At 34.1% G+C, this 25,004-nt stretch carries 16 protein-coding genes; 3 read left to right on the top strand and 13 right to left on the bottom strand.

Translation table 11 applies throughout. The features are described from left to right. Window positions 1–336: 336 nt before the first annotated feature. Together ACZ41W_RS10175 and ACZ41W_RS10180 are read right to left on the bottom strand one after the other, a co-directional pair. Window positions 337–7,404 carry an S-layer homology domain-containing protein gene (locus ACZ41W_RS10175; protein ID WP_464311872.1) on the bottom strand — a complete coding sequence of 2,356 codons (7,068 nt, stop codon included), beginning with the start codon at window positions 7,402–7,404 and terminating at the stop codon, window positions 337–339. A 140-nt stretch (window positions 7,405–7,544) separates the two neighbouring features. Beyond that, the gene (locus ACZ41W_RS10180) at window positions 7,545–8,768 is read right to left on the bottom strand and encodes a YibE/F family protein (protein WP_464311873.1); all 1,224 of its coding nucleotides are present in this window, start codon (window positions 8,766–8,768) and stop codon (window positions 7,545–7,547) included. A gap of 521 nt (window positions 8,769–9,289) precedes the next feature. Here ACZ41W_RS10180 and ACZ41W_RS10185 point away from each other — a divergent pair. The 3 genes from ACZ41W_RS10185 to istB all read left to right on the top strand — a co-directional run bounded on the left by ACZ41W_RS10185 (window position 9,290) and on the right by istB (window position 12,842). Next, window positions 9,290–10,408 (top strand): glycosyltransferase family 4 protein, encoded by a 1,119-nt coding sequence (locus tag ACZ41W_RS10185; protein WP_464311874.1) that lies wholly within the window; start codon window positions 9,290–9,292, stop codon window positions 10,406–10,408. Between the two features lie 147 nt (window positions 10,409–10,555). Further along, complete coding sequence (gene istA / locus ACZ41W_RS10190) at window positions 10,556–12,109, top strand: IS21 family transposase (protein ID WP_464311875.1); 1,554 nt, start codon at window positions 10,556–10,558, stop codon at window positions 12,107–12,109. Beyond that, window positions 12,102–12,842 (top strand): IS21-like element helper ATPase IstB, encoded by a 741-nt coding sequence (gene istB, locus ACZ41W_RS10195; protein ID WP_464311876.1) that lies wholly within the window; start codon window positions 12,102–12,104, stop codon window positions 12,840–12,842. Before istA ends, istB begins: the two co-directional genes overlap by 8 nt. A gap of 150 nt (window positions 12,843–12,992) precedes the next feature. Here the strand turns inward: istB and ACZ41W_RS10200 are convergent, their stop codons facing one another. The 11 genes from ACZ41W_RS10200 to ACZ41W_RS10250 all read right to left on the bottom strand — a co-directional run bounded on the left by ACZ41W_RS10200 (window position 12,993) and on the right by ACZ41W_RS10250 (window position 24,972). Continuing rightward, window positions 12,993–14,009, bottom strand: a complete 1,017-nt coding sequence (locus ACZ41W_RS10200; protein WP_464311877.1) for a hypothetical protein — start codon at window positions 14,007–14,009, stop codon at window positions 12,993–12,995. Window positions 14,010–14,017: 8 nt separating this feature from the next. Then, on the bottom strand, window positions 14,018–14,257 hold the full coding sequence (locus tag ACZ41W_RS10205) for a hypothetical protein (protein ID WP_464311878.1): 240 nt from the start codon (window positions 14,255–14,257) through the stop codon (window positions 14,018–14,020). A gap of 15 nt (window positions 14,258–14,272) precedes the next feature. After that, on the bottom strand, window positions 14,273–14,932 hold the full coding sequence (locus tag ACZ41W_RS10210) for a cyclase family protein (protein WP_464311879.1): 660 nt from the start codon (window positions 14,930–14,932) through the stop codon (window positions 14,273–14,275). A gap of 3 nt (window positions 14,933–14,935) precedes the next feature. Then, window positions 14,936–15,547: a hypothetical protein gene (locus tag ACZ41W_RS10215; RefSeq protein WP_464311880.1), complete on the bottom strand. Its 612-nt coding sequence runs from the start codon at window positions 15,545–15,547 to the stop codon at window positions 14,936–14,938. Next, window positions 15,548–16,615 carry a 4-hydroxy-2-oxovalerate aldolase gene (locus ACZ41W_RS10220; protein ID WP_464311881.1) on the bottom strand — a complete coding sequence of 356 codons (1,068 nt, stop codon included), beginning with the start codon at window positions 16,613–16,615 and terminating at the stop codon, window positions 15,548–15,550. Beyond that, the gene (locus ACZ41W_RS10225; RefSeq protein WP_464311882.1) at window positions 16,605–18,095 is read right to left on the bottom strand and encodes a class I adenylate-forming enzyme family protein; all 1,491 of its coding nucleotides are present in this window, start codon (window positions 18,093–18,095) and stop codon (window positions 16,605–16,607) included. The genes ACZ41W_RS10220 and ACZ41W_RS10225 overlap by 11 nt, the downstream gene beginning before the upstream one ends. A gap of 113 nt (window positions 18,096–18,208) precedes the next feature. Then, a complete protein-coding gene (locus ACZ41W_RS10230; RefSeq protein ID WP_464311883.1) occupies window positions 18,209–20,458 on the bottom strand; it encodes an O-antigen ligase family protein in 2,250 nt (749 codons plus the stop codon). Window positions 20,459–20,523: 65 nt separating this feature from the next. After that, a complete protein-coding gene (murJ, locus tag ACZ41W_RS10235; protein WP_464311884.1) occupies window positions 20,524–22,035 on the bottom strand; it encodes a murein biosynthesis integral membrane protein MurJ in 1,512 nt (503 codons plus the stop codon). A 55-nt stretch (window positions 22,036–22,090) separates the two neighbouring features. After that, window positions 22,091–22,774, bottom strand: a complete 684-nt coding sequence (locus tag ACZ41W_RS10240) for an acylneuraminate cytidylyltransferase family protein (protein WP_464311885.1) — start codon at window positions 22,772–22,774, stop codon at window positions 22,091–22,093. 3 nt (window positions 22,775–22,777) lie between these two features. Beyond that, window positions 22,778–23,941 (bottom strand): UDP-N-acetylglucosamine 2-epimerase, encoded by a 1,164-nt coding sequence (gene neuC, locus ACZ41W_RS10245; protein WP_464311886.1) that lies wholly within the window; start codon window positions 23,939–23,941, stop codon window positions 22,778–22,780. 50 nt (window positions 23,942–23,991) lie between these two features. Further along, complete coding sequence (locus ACZ41W_RS10250) at window positions 23,992–24,972, bottom strand: polysaccharide deacetylase family protein (RefSeq protein WP_464311887.1); 981 nt, start codon at window positions 24,970–24,972, stop codon at window positions 23,992–23,994. Between the last annotated feature and the right edge of the window lie 32 nt (window positions 24,973–25,004).

Consider the following 25,004-nt stretch of genomic DNA (forward strand, 5'->3'; position numbering starts at 1 on the left):
CCGAAAATGGCAACGAATTCAGAAATATATAAAAATTTTTTTATAATTGTTTTTCAACACATACAAGCACTTTCAACATTTCAATTTTTTCAATTTCAAATACGATTACCTTCAATCTGCTATCTATTCTCAATATCTTGTATATATAGTCTATATTTGAGAATAAAAATACATTATCTACATCATATAGATATAATGAATCATCTCAATTCTATGCATCGTACTCTTTCAAATAAAAAACGGCACTAAGATTTCTCTTAGTGCCGTCTAATGCAAATCACATTTATCAAGTCTTTCTGTTTGGTATCTTTACAATTTAACCACTTATCTGTTTAACTATTTAATATTGAGCAAGTTGTAAAGAATAGCCGCTACCTGAGCTCTAGTTGCATTGCCATTTGGATTAAGTTGATTGTTATTACCTGTTACATAACCACCTTCAACTAACGCTTGCATTGCAGTTTTTGCATATGACGCCACTGAAGCTGCATCTGTAAAGCTTGCAAAGTTCTGAACGCCAGTGTTTGAAGGTAATTCTTTAATTAATACCAATGTTTGGTAAAGCATTGTAAACATTTCTTGTCTGCTAATTAAAGCATCTGGAGCAAACGTGTTATTGCCTTTACCCGTTGTGATTCCCATAGCCTTAGCTGTTGCAAGGTATGGTGTGTAGTAAGTGTTACCAGCATCAGCAAAGTTTGTTGTTAATGACTTGTCTGCTTGGATGCCAAATGCATTCATCATCATCACTAAGAATTCTGCTCTTGTGATATTTTTGTTTGGATTAAATGAATCTGCACTTGTACCACTTGCAATTTGTCTAGCTGTAACGAATGCTACAGGGCTAAAGAACCAATCATTTGCTTTCACATCTTTAAATGACACAGATTGGTAACCAATCATATATTTAGAGAAGTGATCTGTAACGAATTCAACAGATTTTGTAGCAGGGTTGTAATTGCCTCTCATTGTTTTAAGGTTACCATTGTCATCTACGTAGTAGATTACGATTGATTCTGGATTTTCACCAACTTTTAACTCATATGGTAAGCTTACTTGAACGTTTCCTTCACCAAATGAAGAGACTTTTTTGTCGCCAACTGTCACTATAAAGTCGTAAACAGGACGATCACCAACTACTTTTTTAACTTCTTCAGAAAGTGCTTTTGTATCAAGTGATGCAATTTCAACACTTACATTACCTGTACCTGCATTTCCAATTGTATCTACTGCATTTTTATCAAATTGTACGCTACCTACGCCTGTCGCTACTTTTACGCTTGCGCTTGTTTCATTTGCAATTTGTTCAAATGCTTTTGCATCGATTACAACTTTAACTTCTTTCTCGTCGGCTTTAGTATCAACTTTGATTTCAAGCACAGCTTTTTCATCTTTAGCATCTACTTTTGCAACAAGTTCTTTAACTGCTTCTACCGGAACTGGAGCAACAGTTTGACCCTTTTCTTGTTTTGTTTCTTTAATCTCTACAGTTCCTGTAGATGGTTTTGTTGGTTCTACTGGTTTTGTAGGCTCAACTGGTTTTGTTGGTTCTACTGGTTTTGTAGGCTCAACTGGTTTTGTTGGTTCTACTGGATTAGGTTGTGGTGCTACAGGATCTGTGTTTGTGCCAGGTGTACAAACAACGTCTGCACGATCACGGACTCTAATTCTTGCGCCTTCAGTATCAATAGAAGATAAACCAACTGCAGTTATATTAGCACCAACTGCTAAATTTTCAATTGTTTTTGCCTTTGTGATATAACCATCAATGAATACACGACATTCAATACCTGATCCATCTTTTACAAAGATGCTTTCAATCACGCCATTAGCATATGCAAGGTTTGTGATCTTACCTGATACTTGAATGATACTACCTAAATTACTTGCTTTTGCAGCTTGAGCAGTTGCAAGTACAATTGGTCTTGGTAACGCCTTAATTGATTCATCAATAATGGTTACTTTTTGAACTGCGATTTGACGTTCGCCATTGTATGAACTTGTCACACCTTTGATTTCAACTGTTTGACCAGCTCTTACATCTCCAGCTACTGGGAATGCATTGATACCTGCTGTTGCATCTTGAACGTAGATACAGTCAAAGAATGCAGTATCTTTATCATATCCAGATGCATTTGAAGTAACGATACCTCTAATTGTAAATGATTCGCCTTCTTCAGCAGATTGAACATCTTTAATCGATGTAATTGTCGCTGGATTGATAAAGTTTACGATGTTTTCAGAAATTGTGTAGTTACTATATTCAGGTGTAGTGAAGTTATCAAGTTCTGCTTTAACTTCGAAGTTACTCATGAATACTGCACCTGCTGCGATAATTGTTGCTGTCTTTCCATTTGGATACGTGATGGTTTCAGACGCTGCTACCATGTATTTATCCGAGTATTTAGGAACAGAAACCCCTTTAATACCTGTTGTACCATCTCCATCATCATCTGACGAATAGCTTGTTAAGTGACCATATACGATAGGACTTACAGTTGACGGAATTACAGTAGATGGTTGTTTGTTCGCATCAATTGTATAAATTGTAGATCCACCGTAATTTGAATATTTTTGCGCATCTGGCTTAACGCCTTTTACGAAAGGATTTGCCATATTGTAGTTAGTGAGGTAAAGACGTGGTTCTTGACCACCATTATTAACTTTATCTTTAATCTCATCATCTGAAATTCTTAAAGATGATCCAATAGCATTTAATAATACATTTTGAGTTGCTGACATTTGGTCTGCAGCTGGCAGTTTAAACGGTGTATCTTTTCCATCTGCATATTTGTCGTAACTTTCATAATAATCACCCCAACCTGTTATGATGAGGGTATTTCCAGCTTCAGCAAATGCTTTAATCGCTGCAACTTCTGCTTCTGAATAGCTCTTATATCCAAATAAGATCGCACTACCATTTCTTCTCGTTGGTGGTGTTAAAATTAACATTTTGTATTTTGGATTTTGAGTAGCTGCGATTAACTCTTCACTTGTTTTAAGTTCAACGACACGAACATCCGCTTGAACTGCTAAGTTTGCAAAGTTACCCATGCTTGCTTTGTAGTTACCGTTTACATATTCATTGTAATGACTTGCATCAATACCTACATATACGAGTTTATTTGCATCTCTTACATTTAAAGTAATGCTTTGCGTAAATTCTTTTATTTGAGTACCAATTAAGATTGTCACTTTAGCAGTCACAACCATGTTTCCTGCTTTCGTTGGCGTATATGATAAAGTGTGTGCATATGTTCCAGTAGCTGCAACTTGAGCATTTGGAGTTTCTGACGCTACCACTTTACCGTTCACACTGTACTCTACAGATGAAACAGTTACAGGTGATGATTCGTTGTTAAATAACGTTGTTTTCAAGCTTAGAGCTTCGTTTGTAACCGGCATACTTGTTGCTGATTCGAGTGAACTAATACCAACGAGTGGCGCTTGTCCAATCCAAACTGGTGCTGTTACAGCGATATTTTTATCCGCTTGAGTCACTCTTACATAATAGTAACCTTGAATTGATGGCATCTCAAAGTTCCATTCTACATCATTTGTAACAAAAGTTCCATTTGCTACTACTCTTCCACTATTTGTTACAATTTCAACTTTTGAAATAACATCATCACTATCTGGATCACTTACTTTTACATTGAACTGTAAAGCAGTTGTAGGTACTTCTGCAATCACGCTACCCATCTTTTGATCATTTACAGTATAGTTGATGTTTAAGTTTTTATCTTCTGTAGCGTATACTGATCTGTCTTTCAAACCTCTCAAAAGACCTGTTGTTGAGAATTCATCAGTAATGATAACAGTTCTTGCTGTGTTGGCATTACCCCATTTACCTTTATGGTTATCTTGGTTATTTGTTGGAGCAACGTGCCATCCTTTATCAAGTGCTTTTGTATATTCTGTATAACTTGGGAAATATCCACCTGAACCGATTGCACCTTCACCATTACCTACTTCAACTGCAACCATTTTGTTGTCAATTGATGGTGAATAGTAAGCGAAATCTGCAAATGTACCAAACGTTACACCTGGATGGTTAAATTGTGATAAGTTCATCATTGGATCTGGATTTTTAATCAATTCTGCATAGTATGCTTTTAAGCCTGCATCAGCTGACTTGTTATTTAAATCTTTATTATTTCTACTTACGAGACCATTTGAGTTAAATGTGTTAATATGTCCAGGGCCACCTGACCATGTCATCTCATAACCTGGTAAAGCTACTTTAGAACCTGCATTTGCTTCATTGAAAGCATATGCGTCATTTCTATATGTGTTCCATTTTGCTAAACTGTCTGCAGTCATAAGCGACGCATCATTCATAGCGCCTGCAACATTTGGTGTTGCAGTTGTATCAAAGTAGTTCGAGTGATCTGTAAATGCAGCAAAATCTACTGATTCACTTGCATCTAAAGATTTGAGATAGTTTAGACCATCTGCTAAAGTACCTGAACCGTCTGAATATTGAGCAGTATGGGCGTGTAACTGACCAAAGTATGCTCTAAATTTAGGTGTTCCTACTACGAAATTCCAAGTTGTAGAATTTGTTTGTTTATCAGTACGTGTAACTGTAACTGTTACATTATACGTACCATCAGCAAGGGTACTTGTTTGGTAACTGTATTTTTTGTCTTGTTCAACAGCAGTCATTAACTGATCTGCTACTATTACTTCTTTATCTTTTTTAATGGTTACTTTAACTATAGGATTTGTATCCGCATTACCTAAAGTTACCGCGATTAATGGATTTTTCACATCGCCAGTACTTGCATTTCTTGCAGGTAAAACGGATGTGATTTGTGGTTTATTATCAATGATAATGCTTTGTTCTTTTGAAGTTGTTGTTAAATTTGAAACGTCTGTTGCAGTTACAGTGAATTTAATCACATCTTCTGAACCAACGATTTCTGTACCTGGTATTGTAAAACGGTAATTGTTGTTTGCCTTGTCAAAAGTCATCGCAACATCAGATTTCACTGTTTTACCGATTGTGTAAGTGATTTTTACATCTTTAATACCTTTGTTATCTTCTGCTTTAACACTTACATTGTAATCTTGTGCAGGTTTAGCAGCTAAATAGCTTTCATTTAATGTTACAACTGGTGCTTTTGTATCGTTTGCAACATCATATACTGCGATGCCATTATCTTCAGCTGGACCCGTATACAATTGAGCGTTTCCACTCTTATCAAGAGTTACGACTGCGTATAAATCTACGACATCTCCTGCAACGACTTGACTTGGATAAGGAACTGCCTTATAAATGTTGATTGAATCTGTACCATTTGAAACCGTGGTATTTGTTGCATCATATGCACTTAAAGTTACATTTTTAATTTTGACAAATCTGCTGAGCATGTTTTTGCATTCTTTTTTCAATTCTGCAATCGTCACTTCTTGTGGCGCAATTCTAACGTCACTTGTTTTGATAATAGAAGATCCATCTGTTTTGTTTGGTGTCATTTGTGGAACACCATTGTACATGGAATACTTTCCAGTAAACTGAATTTCATCACCAATTTTTGCGCCTGTAGGTGCACTACCAAATACATATAAAGAATACATTTTTCCATCAATTTCTGATTGAATCACTGGATTTTTATATGATTGAACGAGGTAAACAAGTGTACCTTTAACTTTTACATTTTCAGTCGTTGTTGTACCAAGTGCTAAAGCTTCTTTAATATTCATTACAGCATTTGGATCTTTGATCGTGAATTCTTTAGAGTAGAGGTCACTATCTGTTTTGCCATCTGCTTTTGCTATTGCTTTTAAAGTCACTTTTGCACCGATAGCGCCTGTTATTTCAACAGGAGTAGAATATTGTGTACTCGCTGTTGTTGGAGTAGATCCATCAAGTGTATAGTAGATTTTTGCAGTTGCATCACTACAAGTGATCGTGATTTTTTCACCGCTGTTTACAGTTGCTACATCTGGTGTAGATGACACAAATAATTTATCTGCAGCACCTTGTTTTGACATGGTAACAACTTGTGCTTTTACGCCTGTAGAGGCACCATAAACTCTTACAGTAACATCCACTTTATCTCCCTCAGCTACACCTGGGAAAGATGCTAATGTAACTGGGTCTATTGTAAGCTTGTCTGTACCTTGTGATAATTCACTTAATGAAGAAAGGGTTGCACCACTAATTTTTACGAATTCACACATACGGTTATAACCAAGTGTTTTATCCGTAGGCGTTGCAATTATGTCTGCTATCGTCGCAGTTCCTCTGTCAGGTGTAGCGTTATTTGAAGATTCCACTACGATAGATGCTTCACTGATCCCCGACAACTGAATTAGATTATTAAATAAAGCGCGTTTTCCTTTGGCTACTACTAAATCACCAACTTTTAAGTTCGTTGCATTAGAAGTTAAGTAAAGTCCAATTGCACCCGTAGTATCTTGAACGTATACCGTTTTACCAGAAATATACGTTACAACGCCTTTAACGATGACATTTTCAGTATCCAAGGCCGTTGCTTTTGCTTCCGCTGTTGTAAGTGGCGCTCTTGTATCTATTGTGTATGCAAATGTTTTTACATCACTGTTTTCAAGACCTGTTTTTAATGCTTTTGCATAAACAGTTGTGTCTCCTGTGATATAAATAACCGAACCTGATGTCCAGTTTACTGCATCTGCTGCTTCTGTGTTGTATTGCACAACTGCATCTGCAGTCGTTGTTGATAGTGTTACTTTTGTTCCTGATAAAACGACCCCTGCAGGCACACTTGCTGTAACTGCAGCGCATTTTGTCTCTGCTGGTTGTGCACTATTTCTTGGGTTAACTGTTCCACTTGTAAAATCTGTATTGTTGTTATTTGTATCTACGCCCTCAAATGCACGAATGATTGACTGTGTTGTATTTGATGATGGAACTGCAGCTGCTCCTGTTCCTTCATAATCGAATGCAGAACCAAATCCAACATAGTCAACTACATCAACATCTGCCTTTCCAGTAACTGCAGTTGCTTTTTTAGCTAAAGCAACTTTTCCACCCGAACCACTCATGTTATTCGTTCCAGACGCACTAAAAGCGGGTAGATCTATTCCAGTTGAACCACCACCTAGTTTGACTAAGTAATATGCACCTGGTTGAATTGTCCCTGTTAGTGCTACAGCAGCAAATACTTTACCTTCACCTGCTGCTGCATACTGAACGGACCAACCGTTTAAATCTTGTGCAGATCCAGTTGGGTTATAAAGTTCTACAAAGTCATTTTTGTATGTGGAACCTGTAGTACCGCCATTTACATAAATTTGACTAATAATGATGTGGTCTGCCTGCGCTGGTGCATCAGCAATTGATACAGGCACGCCCATCGAGGTGATAATGATTAAAATCGCCATCACCAAACTGAGATGTTTTTTCATCGTCTTCATGTTGCCCCCTTGATAAATTTTTGTTAATTTTGATAAAAATTATGTGATATGTGAATTGTATAAGTGATTTATACAAGAATATCCATATAGTAAATGGACTTAAATGCTTTGTTATTGGTAATGAATGTTACTATCCTTTACTAATGACTCTTCGTTAAATGTTTGTTCCCGTAAAATGTCGCTCCTAAAAATGCCACAAGCGGTACAGTGAGTACGATTCCAATAGAACCTGCAAGACCTTGAATGATCTCAATCGCCATCATGTCGCTATTAAAGATTTGTAAGTACGGATAGTCAAACATTCTAAAAAGTACCAACATATTAAGTGATGCACCTGCAAAAGCGAGAATTAATGTATTTGCCATGGTACCCATCGCATCTTTTCCAATATTCATGCCTGATCTAAACAGTTCAGTGGCTTTCGCTTTTGGATTCATCTCTTTAAGTTCTGCGATTGCTGAGGTAATGGTTAACGCGACGTCCATTACTGCCCCAAGAGAGGCGATTAATACACCACTGACTAAAAGTCCAGTTATTTTTAAGCCTTCATCCGATGATCTTAAAACCAATTCTTCTGCTTCTGCCATATTAAAACCGTTAATTGGGCTAACTTTTCCTGCAATCATGGCGATTAATCCCGCGATTGCAACACCGCCAACGCACCCAACAACTGCGATCCAAGTCTTCTTTGTAAATCCATTAAGGACTACCAGTGAGATAAATGTCGTAACTGCTACAATAAAGATTGCGCTTGGTATCGTTGGAAATCCCTTCCTTAATAAAGGAATCAAAACATACCAGATACTGAAAATTGTAAAGACCAATCCAGCCGTTGCAGCGATACCTTTTCTACCACCGATCACAACCAAACTTCCGATAAAGATCACCGCAAGTCCTATGAGCATCGGTCCTCTGTTATAATTGACAATTGATGTCACGTACGGTTCGCCTTGCTCATCGTAATCCAGTCTAACGATAATTTTTGTACCTTCTTTTAAATCAATATTATTGTACGCATTGAGGTAATTGATCATATAAAGTTCTTTTCCTTTATACTCACCACTTTTTAACTCAAGATTGAGTTCCTGTGTTCCAATTCTTAATCCCTCAGTCCATGTATCTGGACTTGCGTTATCTGATAATATCTCCGTCACTTGCGCAGTCGCGAACATCACTTTACTTGCCGATGTCGCATGCGCGCCTTCTTCTGGAAGGTTCAGCCAATACGCAAAAGCAAAAAACGCAAAAATGCCAAGAGTTAGTACCACCCCTTGGATTATTCGAGCATTCTTACTTGTTGTTTTCGTAATGAATTGCGTACTGATTTTTTCTTTCTTTTGAATATGCTGATTGCCGTTTTTCATTCCTGTTTACCGCCTAGTCTAATTCTATAAATTACTACCAGTTTTGAGCACCATTCTATAGTTATATCATAAAAAATCATTTACAATTTGTAATATTTTCGTAATTCTCTATTACAAGTTATAAAAAATCCTTCTATAAGTCAATCAAAGTGTTTACAATTTGTTTTCTTTTCACAAAAACTTTTTTATATGGTTGAAAATCGAAGTGTCTAGCAATCAATAAATCCGTAATTTCTCACAATTTTATATCATCATTTTCTGTTACTTTGTTACTATTTTTTTGAGCGATTTTGTTGTAAAAAAACATATAATTTCACCGTTCAACCTACCCGTTGAATTGAGTAGATTTGACGCAAATAACATTTAGCACCAGTTGTCATTATATAACTTCAATGTGAAATATAAGTTATCGTGAGGTTAAATAAAAATGATATAATGTGGATGAATACAATTTGCTAAGACAAGAAAGCAGTCACTCATAAATCACTATTCAACACCAAAGAACCTACAAGGAGCGCTTTATGAACCAACAAAACATTGTTTATCTAATCTTAAATGGCACTACTTACGGTGGTAGCGAAAAACACACACTAGATCTCATCAATCATTTACCTATCGATCAATACGCACCGTATCTCATCTGTACTGAAGGTAATCCCATCGATAAAGGTGTAACTCCTGAGCTTTCGACTCATGTGTTTCCTATAAGTCGAAGTCCAAAAAACTTCTTTAAAATCGCCCGCCTTATAAGAGACCTAAATCCAGATATTTTACATCTACAAGCCGCACGCGGGATTGCAACAGGACGTTATATCACGCTTTACAATCGGCTCATTCACCGTTCAAAATATAAAGTCATCTCCACAACTCACGGCTGGATACTGCCTCATTTTAAGTTTGTCAAACTCGTTGAACTTTTTTTCACTTCGTTCAAAAATATCGACGAAATCACATTAGCTGTATCTCAAAAATCTGTGGATGAACTCATCAAAAAAGGATTTCATCCACAAAAAACAAAACATATCTACAATGGAATTGATCTTTCAAAGTTTGATACAAGTAGACGTATTCGTACAGAAGTTTCACATATTGGTTTTGTAGGACGATTGGTCCATCAAAAGGGTGTTGAGTATTTCATAGAAATGCTTCAACATTTTGATCAAAATTTTACGAGTCAAGACTTGTCTGATCCTAATTTTCCAACGTTTCATATCTATGGTGATGGTGAATACCGCGAAGCTATTGAAAAATGTATTCGAGACCTTCACCATATCCGTGTCACTTACCATGGTCATCTTGCAGCAGATCAAATCACAACCGCATACGATCAAATCGATCTACTTATAGCTCCCTCCATTGATGAGGGACTTCCCTATACTTTTATAGAAGCCATGAACTGCGGCATCCCTGTCATTGCCTCCGATGTCGGTGGCGTCTGTGAAATCGTCAAACAAGGCATCAACGGCTGGCTCATCGAACCAAAATCCACACAAGCCCTGATTCACGCAATAAAAGATGCCCTTGAAAAGGACATCTCTGCACTGTCTGAAAATGCTATTGAAACATCAAGTCATTTTTCTTTAGAGAAAATGGTGGAAAATACAGTGAAGTGTTATGAACAGATACAAAGACGCAGGTAATTGAATATTTTCATTCATCAGAGCAACTGAAATCATGAGTAAGAGCCACCCTGTGCATTTTTTAGAGCCACCTCGTTCACCCAAGAGCCAGTGGGTATAGTTATTCCATGTGCTAAAGGCACAAATAACTATATTGGAGGTCAAATAATGACCAAATACCGAGAAATACTAAGGCTTAAAAGTCAAGGTATGAGCAACAGATGGATTGCTACAAGCTGTCAATGTTCACGTAACACCGTTGCAGATGTCCTTAAGAAATCTACGCAAATGTCTGTCGAGTGGCCAATTACGGAAAATTTATGCGATCAAGATTTACATCTGATGCTTTTTCCCGAAAAAACTTTAACGCCTTCTTTACGACAAATGCCAGATTGTGAGCTGATTCATAAAGAGCTCGCTAAAAACGGTGTTACACTTAGTCTGTTATGGTCTGAGTACACAGTAAATACACGTTCAGCTGGACAAATTCCATTTAGCTACAGTCAGTTTTCAAGGCATTATAGGAAGTATGCTCAAGTTACCAAAGCGACCATGCGGATTTCAAGAAAACCTGGTGAAATGATGGAAGTCGACTGGGCAGGCACAACTTTATCACTTGAAAATGATTTTGACTGGTCCAAAACACCGGTATATATCTTTGTAGCAACGCTTCCATGTAGTCAATACTCATATGTTGAAGCTTTCACAAACATGACTAGTGAAAGTTGGATTACTGCTCATCAGAACGCTTTTAAGTTCCTTGGTGGTGTTCCGCGTATTCTTATTCCAGATAATCTTAAAACGGGAGTCGAAAAGGCTTCAAAATACGATCCCATCATAAATAAGGTTTATCAAGAGATGGCTGAACACTATAACACAGTCGTATTGCCTGCTCGGGTTAGGAAGCCAAGAGATAAAGCATCAGCTGAAGGTACAGTTGGCAACATTACAACATGGATAATTGCCGCACTCAGAAATCAACAGTTTTTTACGCTTACTGAAATCAATAAGGAAGTACGCGAAAAACTTGAGGAGTTTAATGCCAGACCATTTCAAAAAAAGCCAGGAAGCAGATTAACAGCATTTATGGAAGAAGAAAAAGCTTTTCTCATGCCATTACCCGCTTCCTCATACGAGATAGCCACTTGGATGAAAGCTACCGTACAGTATGATTATCACATAAGTGCGGATCGAATGCACTATTCAGTTCCGCATGAATACATTAAATGTGAAGTTCATATTCGTATTTCCAAGGAAACGATAGAAGTTTTTTATGAAGATCATCGTATTACAAGCCACAAGCGATTGCATGGGCTACCAAATCAGCGTGTAACTTTACCGGATCACATGCCTGATAATCATAAAAAATATCTTCAATGGGATTCTGAGAGATTTACAGAATGGGCCAAAAATATTGGACCAAATGTTCAAATAACAATGCACTCAATTCTTGCTGCACACAAAGTTAAACAACAAGGCTATCGAGCAGCAATGGGAATCGTTAAACTTGCAGATAAATACTCCATAGAAAGACTTGAACAGGCTTGTAATCGAGCCTTAACGTATACTTCGAGTCCAAGTTTGAAAAGTATTCAAACCATCCTAAAAACAGGTCAAGACAAGTTAGATAGGAAAAATGAATATATTTTAGAGCTCCCTAGAAGTAGTGAATTCAGCTACACAAGAGGCGCAGACTACTATGGAGGGAAAAAACATGATTAATCAAGCTACAATTAAGAAAATGAGCGAAATGCGCTTAACAGCAATGGCTGAAGCTTTTCAAAATCAAATCTCAGATGATAATTATCAGTCTCTTACCTTTGAAGAACGTGTTGGTTTAATAGTAGATCAAGAGTGGTATCGACGTAAAAATAATAAAATCACTTGTCTCATCAAGAAAGCAGGATTTAGATATTCAAATGCCTGTATTGAAGATATAGAATACCACGCTGATCGCAAACTAAATAAAGAACAAATATTAAGACTCGCAACATGCGGCTACATTCATGATAAAAAGAATATCATCATAAGTGGAACTTCAGGAAACGGAAAATCTTACATGGCATGTGCATTTGGAAATGCTTCTTGTAGAAACGATCTATCAACTAAATATATACGACTTCCTGAGTTGCTAGAAGAACTTGCTATTGCGCGTGGTGAAGGCGTCTACAAAAAAGTTATGAAAAGCTATAAGAAAGTAAAGTTACTCATCCTCGATGAATGGCTATTAACACCACTGCGAGGAGCACAAGCACTTGATTTACTTGAAATAATTGAAACTAGACACCAAAACAACTCAACAATATTTTGCTCTCAATCGTCACCAGCAGGATGGCATGAGAAAATTGGTGAGGATACACTGGCTGATGCAATTCTAGATCGAATTGTTCATGACTCCTATACAATTACAATTGATGGTAAAATTTCAATGAGAGAACGTCACGGTATTAAGTAAACTGATTGCAGGGCCATCACATGTATGGTGGTGGCTCTGTTTTGAACACAGTGGCTCTCGTATATGCTTGTACTGGCTCTCACTCATGAATTTGATGACTTTTTGATATGAAAATATTCAGGTAATGCGTCTTTATTTATTATAAAACAATTAATTAGGTCTATCTTGGTCACCATCCGCTTTAAAAAAGCAACAAGTGTCTATTCGATTAGAACTATCTACCCAAATATCAATATTTTTTTGTTCAAAAGGCGAAAAATAATCTGGAATGATGTTCATATCATCGTCAGTTTTTTCAACCATCCCAGCATCTAATGCGTACTGAGGATTAAATCCATCGAAATAAAAATCTATATATTCATTATCTTTGAGTAAATGATTTAAAAATTCCCCACAACCAGAAAATAACTGATGACAACCTAAGTAATCAACAATTCTTACAATTGAAACGCCTTTATAGAATTGTGATTTTGTCACACAAAGTGCCTTATTATGATTATCATCCGATAGTCCCCATACATTATACGTATATACCGGATGACTATAAAAACGTCTATTATAATACCATGCATCTTTATAAGGAATTTGATTAGAAACATTTTTGAAATCAAAAAATTCTTTCAACGACTCAATCGTTTCTAATTTCTTTACTTCGGTTCTTATATCTGTTCGATGCTTTTGAACAGGTCTATTTTCGATTTTTGCTATAGTAAATTGCTCCACATCCGACAGCATATAAAAATGCTTCATTTTAGCAGTATAATACTTATAAATCCTACTTAATAACGGTACGGATGTTTCAGCATTTGCGCCAACACCTAGATCTGTTCTTGCACCGATAATCGTCATAAGTCTTTTTTTTAACTCCATTCCAAGCATTGGAACAGCTCCGTCAATCGTTTTCCATACAACTCCCCAAACGTCTAATTTTTCAGCACATTCAGAACATGGTAAAAAACCTAGAAGTCCTTCAATTTCGTTTGATTCATGCGTTTTTGCAATCAGAAAGTTAACTCTTCCATCCACTACCATTTCATATTCAAAAAACTTCCTATCAATTGCAAGAATATGATTTCTTTTCCAATGAATATTAATAAAATTCATCACTTCATCAATTTCTTCATAATTCGCCAATCTAATTGTATATTTCTCATCAAATCTATTCATAATATTACCTAGGAAACCTTATTACTAATAATTTCAGATAACCCATTTATCGTAAACATCAAATCGTTACTAAAATCATCGTCAGAGAAAACCATTGAAAAATGGTCTTCACAATCCGAAATCAATCCAAGAAACCCTAAAGAATCTAAAAACCCAACTTCTAAATAATTACTACCCATGTTATTTTCAACATCGCTAAGTGATACTCCATTATTTACAAACCATTCACTGATCCATTCTTTTATCATATATCCTCCAACTATCTATTCAATTTCACGAGCTAAAACTCTTGCAGGACTTCCATCAGAACCTAAAACTTTTAATGGCAATGCTATCAATTCATACTTTTTGCCATCTAATAATGATTCAGTATTATTTAAATACTCAGCCATCATAATCTCATTACCCAACAGAATTTGGTGATTTGGTGAATCGACTGACTTTGAATTCGAAATAGAGCTTCCATCATCTGGAGATGGTGTATCTAAAGCCATAAACTTCATTCCATGGTCTACTAAATATTGGACAGCATCTGTTTCAAAATATGGGAAAGCCTTATAATACTGAGGTGTTTTCCAATGATGATACCAAGCGAAAACGAATATCATATGGCTCGTAATTGATAATTCGCTAACATCATCTAGAGTAACGACTGATCCAGCTTTAAATCTTCTAAAATCAACGACTGTTGCAGGACCTACCATTAAATTTACATCCAAAGATTCCATTTTCTTTCCATCTTTAATAAAATGATAAGGTGCATCCATATGTGTTCCAGCATGTGATCCCATGAGCAATCTGTGAGTGTTTCGACCTACTGTATCGATTAATCCCATTGGTTCTATTTCAACGGTCTGATGCCAAGGGGTGCCACATGTCGGCATTTCAGTTTCTATACAAAATGTTAAATCAATTATTTTCATAAGCTACTTCCTTTCCATTTTAATTAGCTCAAAGATAATGTTAATCGCATCACATTTTGCAAAGCAAATTTGTAAGGCTTTTTGATTAACAATTGTTGTTTCAAAATCTGTTACTAAAGTACTCGGTGAATTTTCAAAAGCACAATTATTAACAAATACTGTTACAGCACCATAGCCAGCAGAGTCAAGAAACACTTCAACATCATTGGAAGGTGATAAAACCAAATGAATATCTTGCTTATCTAAAACGCCTCTCATATTACAAGTTATTATATTATTTTCAAATTTTACTTTATTGCCAAAAATACACTTTAAAAAATTAACCGCTGTTTTACAATTTGAATAACTTCCATATATTGTATTTTGGTTAATCGTTACATTGGTTTTATCAAGAACTGAATCATATAAAATAACTTCGATTGGAAGTTGGTCTTCCGTTGCATCAAAAAATATCAAATCATGTGTATTCTGCCATTCTTTCATAAATAACTTCTTGATTTGAACATTCATTAAGTTGAGTTCTTGAAACTTATACGTGGACTTAAAGTTATCCATTATTGAATCTTTTGATTCTCTATTTGCAATCAAAGAAATATGATCAAATTTTAAAACCATTTACTTTTCATCTCCAATTTTTTGTTCATTTCCAATGTACTCATTAAACCCAAACTCTGTCATAATAAGTTCTTCGTCTTTAACTAAAGTTTGCGCTATTTCTTCTAATTTTTTTTCATCCATATTCACTTTGTCATAATTACTATAAGCCATTATCAAATCTAATGGATTCACTCGATATTTAGTAGATATTTTATGGATATATTTCATATAGCTCGTATGAAATTCCGCCAGTCCGCAATAAACATCCAACGAACTCAGCCCGTGTCTCCAAAGATTTCTTACATATTTTTCACCACAGGACAATATTTTTTTCAAATCATATCGATTATCATTATACCGCCTAATAATATTAGCAACAATCAACTCTGTGGCAGCATTTCCAGCACTTCTTCCCATTCCCATGATGGAAGTATCGATAAAATCAAATCCTTTATTATAAGCGAATAATGAATTTGCAACTCCTAGGCCGAGATTATCGTGCCCATGAAATCCAATTTTTATTTTACTCACACTTCTGATTGCATCATAGTATTGCTCTATCTCACAATGACTCATACTTCCTGCTGAATCAACTATATAAACTACATCTGCTCCATATTCTTCTGACAACTTAACCATTTCTGCAAACTCATATGGGGAGGCTGTATATGATTTCATGTAGTTTGCCATTACTTCTAATCCTAGCTTTTTAGCTCTCCGAATAAATGGTTCAGATTTATGAACATCATCAATATTAGTTCCAATACGAACGAACGACGCTCCAAACTGGACAAGTTTATCTAAATCTTCAACCTCTGAAATTCCTGGAATGCAAAACATTCCATATTTAGCATTGGTAATACCTAATTGCGCTGCTTTCAAATATTCTTCGTCTGTACAGAATGCTGTTCCATTTTTTGCTGAGCTCGCATTTAATCCCATACCATGCCCAACCTCAATATATTGAACTCCAGCTTTATCCAATTCTCTTCCTATTTTCTCCGTTTCATATTCAGAAAACTGAAAATTAATTGCATAACTTCCATCTCTTAAGGTTACATCCATTAATTCGGTTTTAGTTGACATTCTGTGCCTCCCACTCGGTTCGAATTAGGTTTCTGTCTATCTTTCCATTAATATTACGACTTAGAGCTTTAACATTCCAAAAGTAATCAATCATATAATTCTTGCCTAATTTATCTAATACCAACCTTTTAATTTGAGTTTCATCTGACTTAAAATTTGTAGTTTTATTAACATAAACACAACAAATTTTTTCTTCACCTGTTTTATCAAATACGCCAATTACAGCACATTCTAAAATTTCATCATTTTCAATAACGATTGCTTCAATTAAAGCAGGACTTAAATTCATTCCACCTTTAATAATCAAATCCTTTGATCTTCCCGTTATATAGAGATTTTCTTTAACTAATTTTGCTAAATCTCCCGACATATAAAAACCATCATTAAAATACGATTCTGTGTTTTCATTTGTGTAGCCCAAGAACATCCATGGAACTTTAATACGAATTTCATTGTTTTCATCAAGTCTCAAATCTACACCATTAAGTAATTCTCCAACACTATTACCTTCCGACAATGCTAATGATTCATCCGTTTCAACAGATATAAACAAAGTTTCAGATAATCCATAGCTTGCATAAACATTTACACCATATCTATTATTGAATTGATCTCTAATTTTACTAGTGAGTGCTGCTGTTCCAACTAAAAAGATCATTCTATGTTGTTTACAATAGATTTCACCCTTATCACTCCTATCTAATTGATCAATCATCATCAGCATTGATGGTGATAGCCAAAAAACATTTGCATTATAAAGGATAACTATCTCCCAAAATTTCCTTGCAGTAATGACAGAAAATCTTTGCATTAGAACAATTGAATTTCCAGCTAGAAATGGACCAATCAAGGAATTCAATATACCTGCCATATAGGTCATGGGCATAACATGTAAAAAAACACCTTCATCAGCGATTTTGACTTTATCATTCAAAGCCAATGCGGTTTCAAATAAGTTGTTGAGTGTATGAACGACTCCTTTGGTTACTCCCGACGTTCCTGAAGTATATGTCACAAGAAATGGACAATTATCCTCTCTTAAGTGCATTCTTTCAATCACTTTCTTTTTCACATCTATATCTTCATTTTTTTCTTTGACTAACTCATTGAATACTTCACTCATTGTAACCACAGAATGTCCATAATAAAAATTACTTGATAATTTATCATCTACTACTAAAAATGTATGAGGAATAGACTCTAAAATACCCTTGATTTCATTACTTCCTTTTTGAGGATCAATAACCATAATTTTCTTTTCCGTCATCATCACAGAAAAATAAAATTGAGACAATTCATATGAATTTTCCATTATGACAATAATTGAATCATTAATTACATTATTCTCAATGTACTTAGATAAAACAATACACTCAAAAAAATACTGATTATACGAAACTCCTCGTTTTTTAAAATCATCATAGATAAACGTTTTTGAAAAATCAAGGTTATCAATTATCATTTCAACTCTTTTTAACATTAGGACATCCTTTATTACATATTTTTTCTATCTAAATACTATCAAATACTCTATCTCATGTCTATGCCAAGTAAATGAAACACCTTTTCAGATTAATGATCTATATTAAAGCTCTAATCTTCAAGCTGTTCATCTAGATTTAACCATCCTAAATTCAATAATTTTTCATTCTCAACTTCGCTATTATTAGTATATAAATACTTCGTCTCGTTATTCTCAATGTAACTCAGTCCAAGTTTTAAATTATATATACCATACTCTCTAGGAATCGTAAAAACAAACTCTCTAATCTCACTATCTTCCCAATAATGAACTTGATCCATATTATCTAATTTATACAATTCTCCACCAAATGAAATATCGTCATCTTTTAAAATATGCAAATCATTTGGAAATCCATAGAGAAGTGGGTATACATTGTATTTAACTTCTTTAAGTGCACGTATAGAAATGATAACTTTTGTTGAAAGATCATCTGATACACTCGTCCTAATTGACTGAACACTTAATAACTCTCCAAAAGTTTTAGAAATACCATTTACCAAATCTGTTTTTTGTACCCATTCACTATACTCAACCTTGTTATTTCTAATTGACTTATACTCAGTCTCATCTGTTCTTAGAAAATATGATTTTGTAAGATCATAAACAAAACTTTTGTCATGTAAAAATAATGGTTGAACATAAAACTGATCCAATTGAGAATCTATAGTTTTAAAGTTCAATATTATTTTTGAATCTGATCTCTGAGGGATAAATTCTCCTATTGCTACTCCATTTGCACATTTATAATGATAAGTATTTAATATTATTCTATTTCTATTCGTATCTTCTTCAATGATATGAAGTAATACAAGTTCTTCATCATTTTCTTTTTGATTTATTGATAATGCATATCCAACATTGTATAATTTCCCAGCTTTATAATCCTTATATGGAATCACATAATCATATGATTGTGAAATCGATTTTACATCGCTTGGAACGAATACCTTATTTGGTAACGCGTACATCAGACATGCAAAAATTATTACCAGTGGTATCAAAAGTAGAGATAAGTTATCTTTTGATTTCTGTTTTACCGAGTTACTAGAAAAAGAAATTCCGGATTCAAGCGAAAATAGTAAAACGCCTGCCAAGTACCATAATAACCTTCTATTTTCAACATTTAAAACAAAAGCTTGTGTTCCAACTGCAGCCAAGGATGCAATCAGCCAAACGATGGTACTAAACTCATTCTTAATTGAATGGGTTTTACTTGTATATCTACGATAAAACGCAAACAAAACTAACAAGACTGGCATAGAAAATAGTATTAACCCAGTTAATCCAGTTTCTGCAAACAATCCAAAGTAGGTGTTATGTGGAATATTATCAATGTATTCAACTCCAATCTTATTAAAGTAATTGAATGAGTTGAGACTAAAATTTCCACGCCCGATTCCCATTATAGGATGATCTAAACCCATTAACAGAGCTACTTTACTTAAACTTGTTCTTTCTCCTACTCCAGCTTCTATATTAACCAACTTATGAATCATTCTTTTTGTGAAGTAATTATCCATTGTGTATTGATCGATTAGTAAGAAGGTCATCCCCAGAATACCAACAATCAAAACCAATGCTAATGAAATTTTCCAATTTTTAAAAAGATAATATATAACGATTATAACAAAACCCATCACAAAACCAATCATCCCACCTCTTGAACCTGTGAAAAGTAATGCAACAATAGATAATGACATCATTAAATAATTCATCATTTTATCTCTTTTATGAGTTGCAAATTGAGAAAAAAGACCAAAGGTAAAAAAAGTAATCGAAAGAAAAGTTGCTGCGTGATTTGGATCAGAATCAGTTCCCATGTACATAGAAGAGTAATTAGGATTACTCGACCAATTCAAAATGCCTCTACTTGAAAGACCATAAATAACAAAGCCACCAAAAATAAAAATCAAGGTTGATAAGTACCAAGATTTCTTAAATAAGTTAAACTTAATCTCATTAAGTGTCCAATAACCTATCATAAAATAAACGATACATATTCCGGTTTTTACCAATTCTTCAAAAATACCTATTAAACCTGCATTCACTAGCGCATCATTTAAAAGTGCATTCACTCCGCATAGTAGAATCCATAATAGTAGAATAAACCAAATAAATACATGTTTAAAAATTTGCTGAATTTTTTTCGTTTTTAATAGAGTCAATGATCCAATTAGAAATATTGGAATTAATATATCAGAAAAAGCTAAGTTGAATTTCGAATTTTGAGTAATATTAACTACTTGAGTAATATTAATCGTTAGCAACAATAGTACATATAAACTTGATATCCATTTAGAAGAACGTTTTTTTTCCAAATCAAACCTCAAACATCTATTTTATTTTACGCAAAAGTTTCCTTAAAAATATACATAAAACCATTCTATTTTTTTAGTTTTTTAGTTAATAACTGCTTTAATTCTTTTATTTTTCCAAAATTTAAGATACCTAGCACTAAAAAATAAACAATAACACAAACAATTATTGCTACAGCAAGTGCAATATAGTAACTCCAGATTGAAACTGTCATTCTATAAACAACATGACCGACAAGTCCCATTATAATACTTGAAACTAAGATTTTAGTAAAAACCTCAAAGTAATTAGCGAGCTGAAATGAAAGCGTTTTTCTCACTTTAATAAACAATAATGTCGCAGTAAAAATAGTGCTAATAGAGGTTGCAGCAGCCAAGCCTTTTATCCCCATGTAAGCTGATAAAATGATGTTCAATATGACATTAAGGATTACACCATATATAGAATTAATCATTGGCGTCTTTGTATCATTGAGGGCAAATAGTGTTTTGACAAGTATTTCTCTTAGTCCAATTGCAGCAATTCCAATTGAATAATATACCAATGCTTCTGAAGTTAACTGAATTGCTTGATCAGTAAACACACCTCTTCCAAATAAAAGTTGAATAATTTCTTTACTAAAAACAATAAAACCTACTGAAGAAGGAATAACAAACAGAAAAGTAGTCGAAACTGATTCTTTTAGTACACGATTTAATCCCTCGCTATCATTTTCAACAGCCAATTTCGAGATTTTAGGATAAAAAACGACTACAATAGACAAGACAAATATTCCTGTAACAAAACTGATTAATGTATTTGCATAATTAAGTGCCGATATGCCTCCAACAGCTATTCTTGAAGCTATCGTCTTATCTACTAATAGATTTAATTGAGTAACAGATACTCCTAGCATAATCGGAGTTACCATTTTATACATATCAATCACATAAGGATCATTAAATTTAATTGTTAGCTTATGTCTATATCCTTTTTTCAACACAAATGGATATAGAAGAAAAAGTTGCGATATTGTAGCAATAACAAAACCGTAAGATAAAATGATTTCGTTTGAACTTTTACTAACCAAAATAGATCCAATTAAAATTAGATTATATGGAATTCCTATAATTGCAGGAATTAAAAAATTATCTCGGATTTGTAGAAAACCAGAAAAAACGGAAACAAGAGCAAAAAAATAAATTGAAAAAACAGCTATTCGTGTAAATTGGACTGCAATTCTTAACGTCTCTCCGTCAAATCCAGAGGCAAAGACAAGTACAATTTGTTTTGTGAAAATCAATACTATTGCAATCATAATCGTACAAATAATCATCAAAATATTAATTACATTACTTGTAAATTGATGTGATTTAACGTCGCCTTCTTTATTAATAACAGTATTGCTTAAAGGAATATACCCTGCAGAAATACCCATTGAGAGAAATCCAAAAACGACTGTTGGGATTGAAATAGCAACAAGGTAGGCATCACTAATATTTGATGCTCCATACATACTTGATAAACTAAGTTCTCTAAAAAATCCTAAAAATTTTGATGCAATTGTTGCAATCATTACAATAATTGTAAATTTCTTCATATTCAACTTCTTTCTAGTTTTTGAGTGATTAAAGATAAGTCAGAATAAGCTAATACTAACCTTTCATCAATGCATTTGCGATAACAAAATCAAACTCATCATCAATATCAATCGATTGATGCTTTTCCATAATATACGCAAAACTTCTTTCACTAAAGATATCCTTAGTTTGTAAAATAAATGCTGTATCTACAATATAGAGAGCACCATTTATCCTATAATATGTTGGAATTTCTTGTCTCTGTAGTCCATTTACTTCAGGTCTAATAAATCTTTCTAAAGATAAATCTTCTGATAGTGTATTCGACCAAAGAGGTGAATGATCTACTTCACATACACCAATAACTGATTTCGCATTTTTTCTTTCAAACAATTGATAACCTTGTACAATATTTTCCACTGTTCGTAAAGGAGATGTAGGCTGTAACAATGCGACCGTATCATAATTTTTTCCTGACTCGTTTAATCTCACAATAATTTCTCTAACAACGTCCCAAGAAGAAGCAGTATCACTCGACAACTCATTCGATCTCAAAAAAGGTACACTTGCACCCCATTGTTTCGCAATTTCTGCATACAAAACTGAATCAGTAGAGACAATAATTTCATCGAATAAATTAGATGCTTTAGCCGCTAATATTGAATATGCAAGTAAAGGTTTCCCGTTTAACTCTTTGATATTTTTATCTTTTAATCCTTTCGATCCAGATCGAGCAGGGATTATTGCTAGATTCTTCATTTGTCATACCTCAATATCATAAAATTTTTTCTTCAAATCAATTTTACTATTGATCAAATTTCGTTTTAAAATATCAACAATTTTATCTGAAGTATTTCCATCTCCATACGGATTTTGTGTCTGCTTAGCAACTGATATAAATTCATCAGACAAAACCTGTTTAAATGCATTATTAATTGAATCTCTTGTCGGTTCGCAATTTACTATACTTGATGCTTGTATTCTTCCTTTTTGCCTGTCACCAATATTAATTGTAGGAATTCCAAAAGAAGGCGCTTCAACTAAGCCACTTGATGAGTTTCCTGCAACAAATGAGCAGTATTTCAAACTGCTTAAATACCGTCTCATCCCTAATGATGTAAAATCATGTATATGATCATTATCTCGTGCATATTGTTCTATCAGGCGATTAATAATACGTCCGTCAGCATCTGCATTTGCTTTTGTAATAATAAAATTCAGATGAGAATTTTCTTTGCACACTTCTAACAATTCCATAATTTGTCGCTCTGAACTATTATTTTCAAGTGTGACAGGGTGAAAAGTAACGACAGCATAAGGAAGACTTAAGTCCACCCCTAAGTCTTTACTCAATTCTTCTTTAGAATATAGTGTTTCTCTCAGTATATTTTCAATGCCAATCGCGCCAACATTAAAAACTCTATCCGGATGTTCACCTAATTGAATGACGCGTTTTCGATAAGATTCTGTACTTGTAAAATGTAAAAAACTAAGCTTAGTAATTGCATGACGAATCGACTCATCAATAGCACCTTCTGTTGTTTCTCCACCATATAAATGTGCAATAGGGATATTTTGAATCATGGCAACATTTGCAACCGCAAGCGTTTCATAACGATCCCCTAAAACAATTAATAAATCTGGTTTAAGTCGATCAAAATAACTTGCAAAACTAATCATAGCTAGTCCCATCGATTTTGAAATTGAAGATGTAGTATCAGAACTCAATAAAATCTCAATTTTCTCATCAATTACAAATCCATCGTTTTCTATTTCTTTGTATGTTAAACCAAACTCTGGAGATAAATGTGCACCAGACGCAACAATTCTTACATCAAATTCTGCCATTTCAATTAATTTCTTAATTATGGGTTTTAACAATCCATATTCAGCACGAGTCGCTGTTAAAATGCATATTTTTTTCATAAATCATCAACTTTCTTTTACAATTAAACGCATTGAACGGTTATACTTCATTAAGTTGTATACCAAACATTAGGTATTTCATGTCTATTTTTAGGCAAATCATTTGTATCCAATCTAGGCATTTTAAATTTATGGTCTACTGATAAATTTGCAACACCTACACGAGTTGATAACGCAAGCTTACATTTGTTTTTTTCTAATATTTTGATTGTATCATCATTGTAGGAACCATATGGGTAGCACATAGTCCATAGACTTTTACTAACCCCTAATTTTGTCAGAAACTCTAATGATTTAGTGATTTGTTCTTCTTGTTTTTCATAACTTAATGTTTCTAACCAGTAATGATTATAACTATGCGAACCAATATGCATGCCGTTTCTCAACATGCACCTTAATTGATCTTCATCCATATATAATTCGCGGCTAAAACTTTTCTCATCCATGCCAATATACTTATCAAAAAGTTGATTGGTAATTAAATGTCTTAGTTCCTCTTGTAACTCCGACTGTAACAAACGTTTTATAAAAACAACTTCCTTTGAATCAAATCGACTCTCTTTTGCTAACTTATTGAAGTATATTTCATTTTTCTCTAGCTTAAAATCCAATCTATAGTTATCTAAGAGTTTATATATATCTAGAATGATTTTGTTTTTATCGTGCTCTGATGCTAAAATATAATGTATTTTATTCACATCCAACACTGAATTTTCAGCGATCGCTTTTACCGGTGGATAAAAACTTCCTTGTATTCCCATCTCATCTAGCAAAGGAAATACGTAATTGTAATGATCTTTGTATGCATCGTCAAAAGTTAATAGTACCGATTTTGGAGGAAGTGGCTCATCGTTCCATACCGACTCAATTACATCTTCCATCTTGATAAAATTATAATGCTTTTGTAAAAACAGAAGCTGCTCTTTAAACAAATTAATATCAAGTCCTTTTATTTCAGGATATCTTGAATTAACTAAATCTCTTACATAATGATACATTACAATTGTCACTTTATTATTATGATCATTCATTACGTTCCTCACTTTAAACTCGATTCATATTA

It is taken from the genome of Fusibacter fontis, from assembly GCF_055378735.1.

Coding starts and splice junctions, on each gene's coding strand:
- ACZ41W_RS10175 (WP_464311872.1), bottom strand. CDS start 7,404: ATGAAGACGATGAAAAAACATCTCAGTTTGGTGATGGCGATTTTAATC.
- ACZ41W_RS10180 (WP_464311873.1), bottom strand. CDS start 8,768: ATGAAAAACGGCAATCAGCATATTCAAAAGAAAGAAAAAATCAGTACG.
- ACZ41W_RS10185 (WP_464311874.1), top strand. CDS start 9,290: ATGAACCAACAAAACATTGTTTATCTAATCTTAAATGGCACTACTTAC.
- istA (WP_464311875.1), top strand. CDS start 10,556: ATGACCAAATACCGAGAAATACTAAGGCTTAAAAGTCAAGGTATGAGC.
- istB (WP_464311876.1), top strand. CDS start 12,102: ATGATTAATCAAGCTACAATTAAGAAAATGAGCGAAATGCGCTTAACA.
- ACZ41W_RS10200 (WP_464311877.1), bottom strand. CDS start 14,009: ATGAATAGATTTGATGAGAAATATACAATTAGATTGGCGAATTATGAA.
- ACZ41W_RS10205 (WP_464311878.1), bottom strand. CDS start 14,257: ATGATAAAAGAATGGATCAGTGAATGGTTTGTAAATAATGGAGTATCA.
- ACZ41W_RS10210 (WP_464311879.1), bottom strand. CDS start 14,932: ATGAAAATAATTGATTTAACATTTTGTATAGAAACTGAAATGCCGACA.
- ACZ41W_RS10215 (WP_464311880.1), bottom strand. CDS start 15,547: ATGGTTTTAAAATTTGATCATATTTCTTTGATTGCAAATAGAGAATCA.
- ACZ41W_RS10220 (WP_464311881.1), bottom strand. CDS start 16,615: ATGTCAACTAAAACCGAATTAATGGATGTAACCTTAAGAGATGGAAGT.
- ACZ41W_RS10225 (WP_464311882.1), bottom strand. CDS start 18,095: ATGTTAAAAAGAGTTGAAATGATAATTGATAACCTTGATTTTTCAAAA.
- murJ (WP_464311884.1), bottom strand. CDS start 22,035: ATGAAGAAATTTACAATTATTGTAATGATTGCAACAATTGCATCAAAA.
- ACZ41W_RS10240 (WP_464311885.1), bottom strand. CDS start 22,774: ATGAAGAATCTAGCAATAATCCCTGCTCGATCTGGATCGAAAGGATTA.
- neuC (WP_464311886.1), bottom strand. CDS start 23,941: ATGAAAAAAATATGCATTTTAACAGCGACTCGTGCTGAATATGGATTG.
- ACZ41W_RS10250 (WP_464311887.1), bottom strand. CDS start 24,972: ATGAATGATCATAATAATAAAGTGACAATTGTAATGTATCATTATGTA.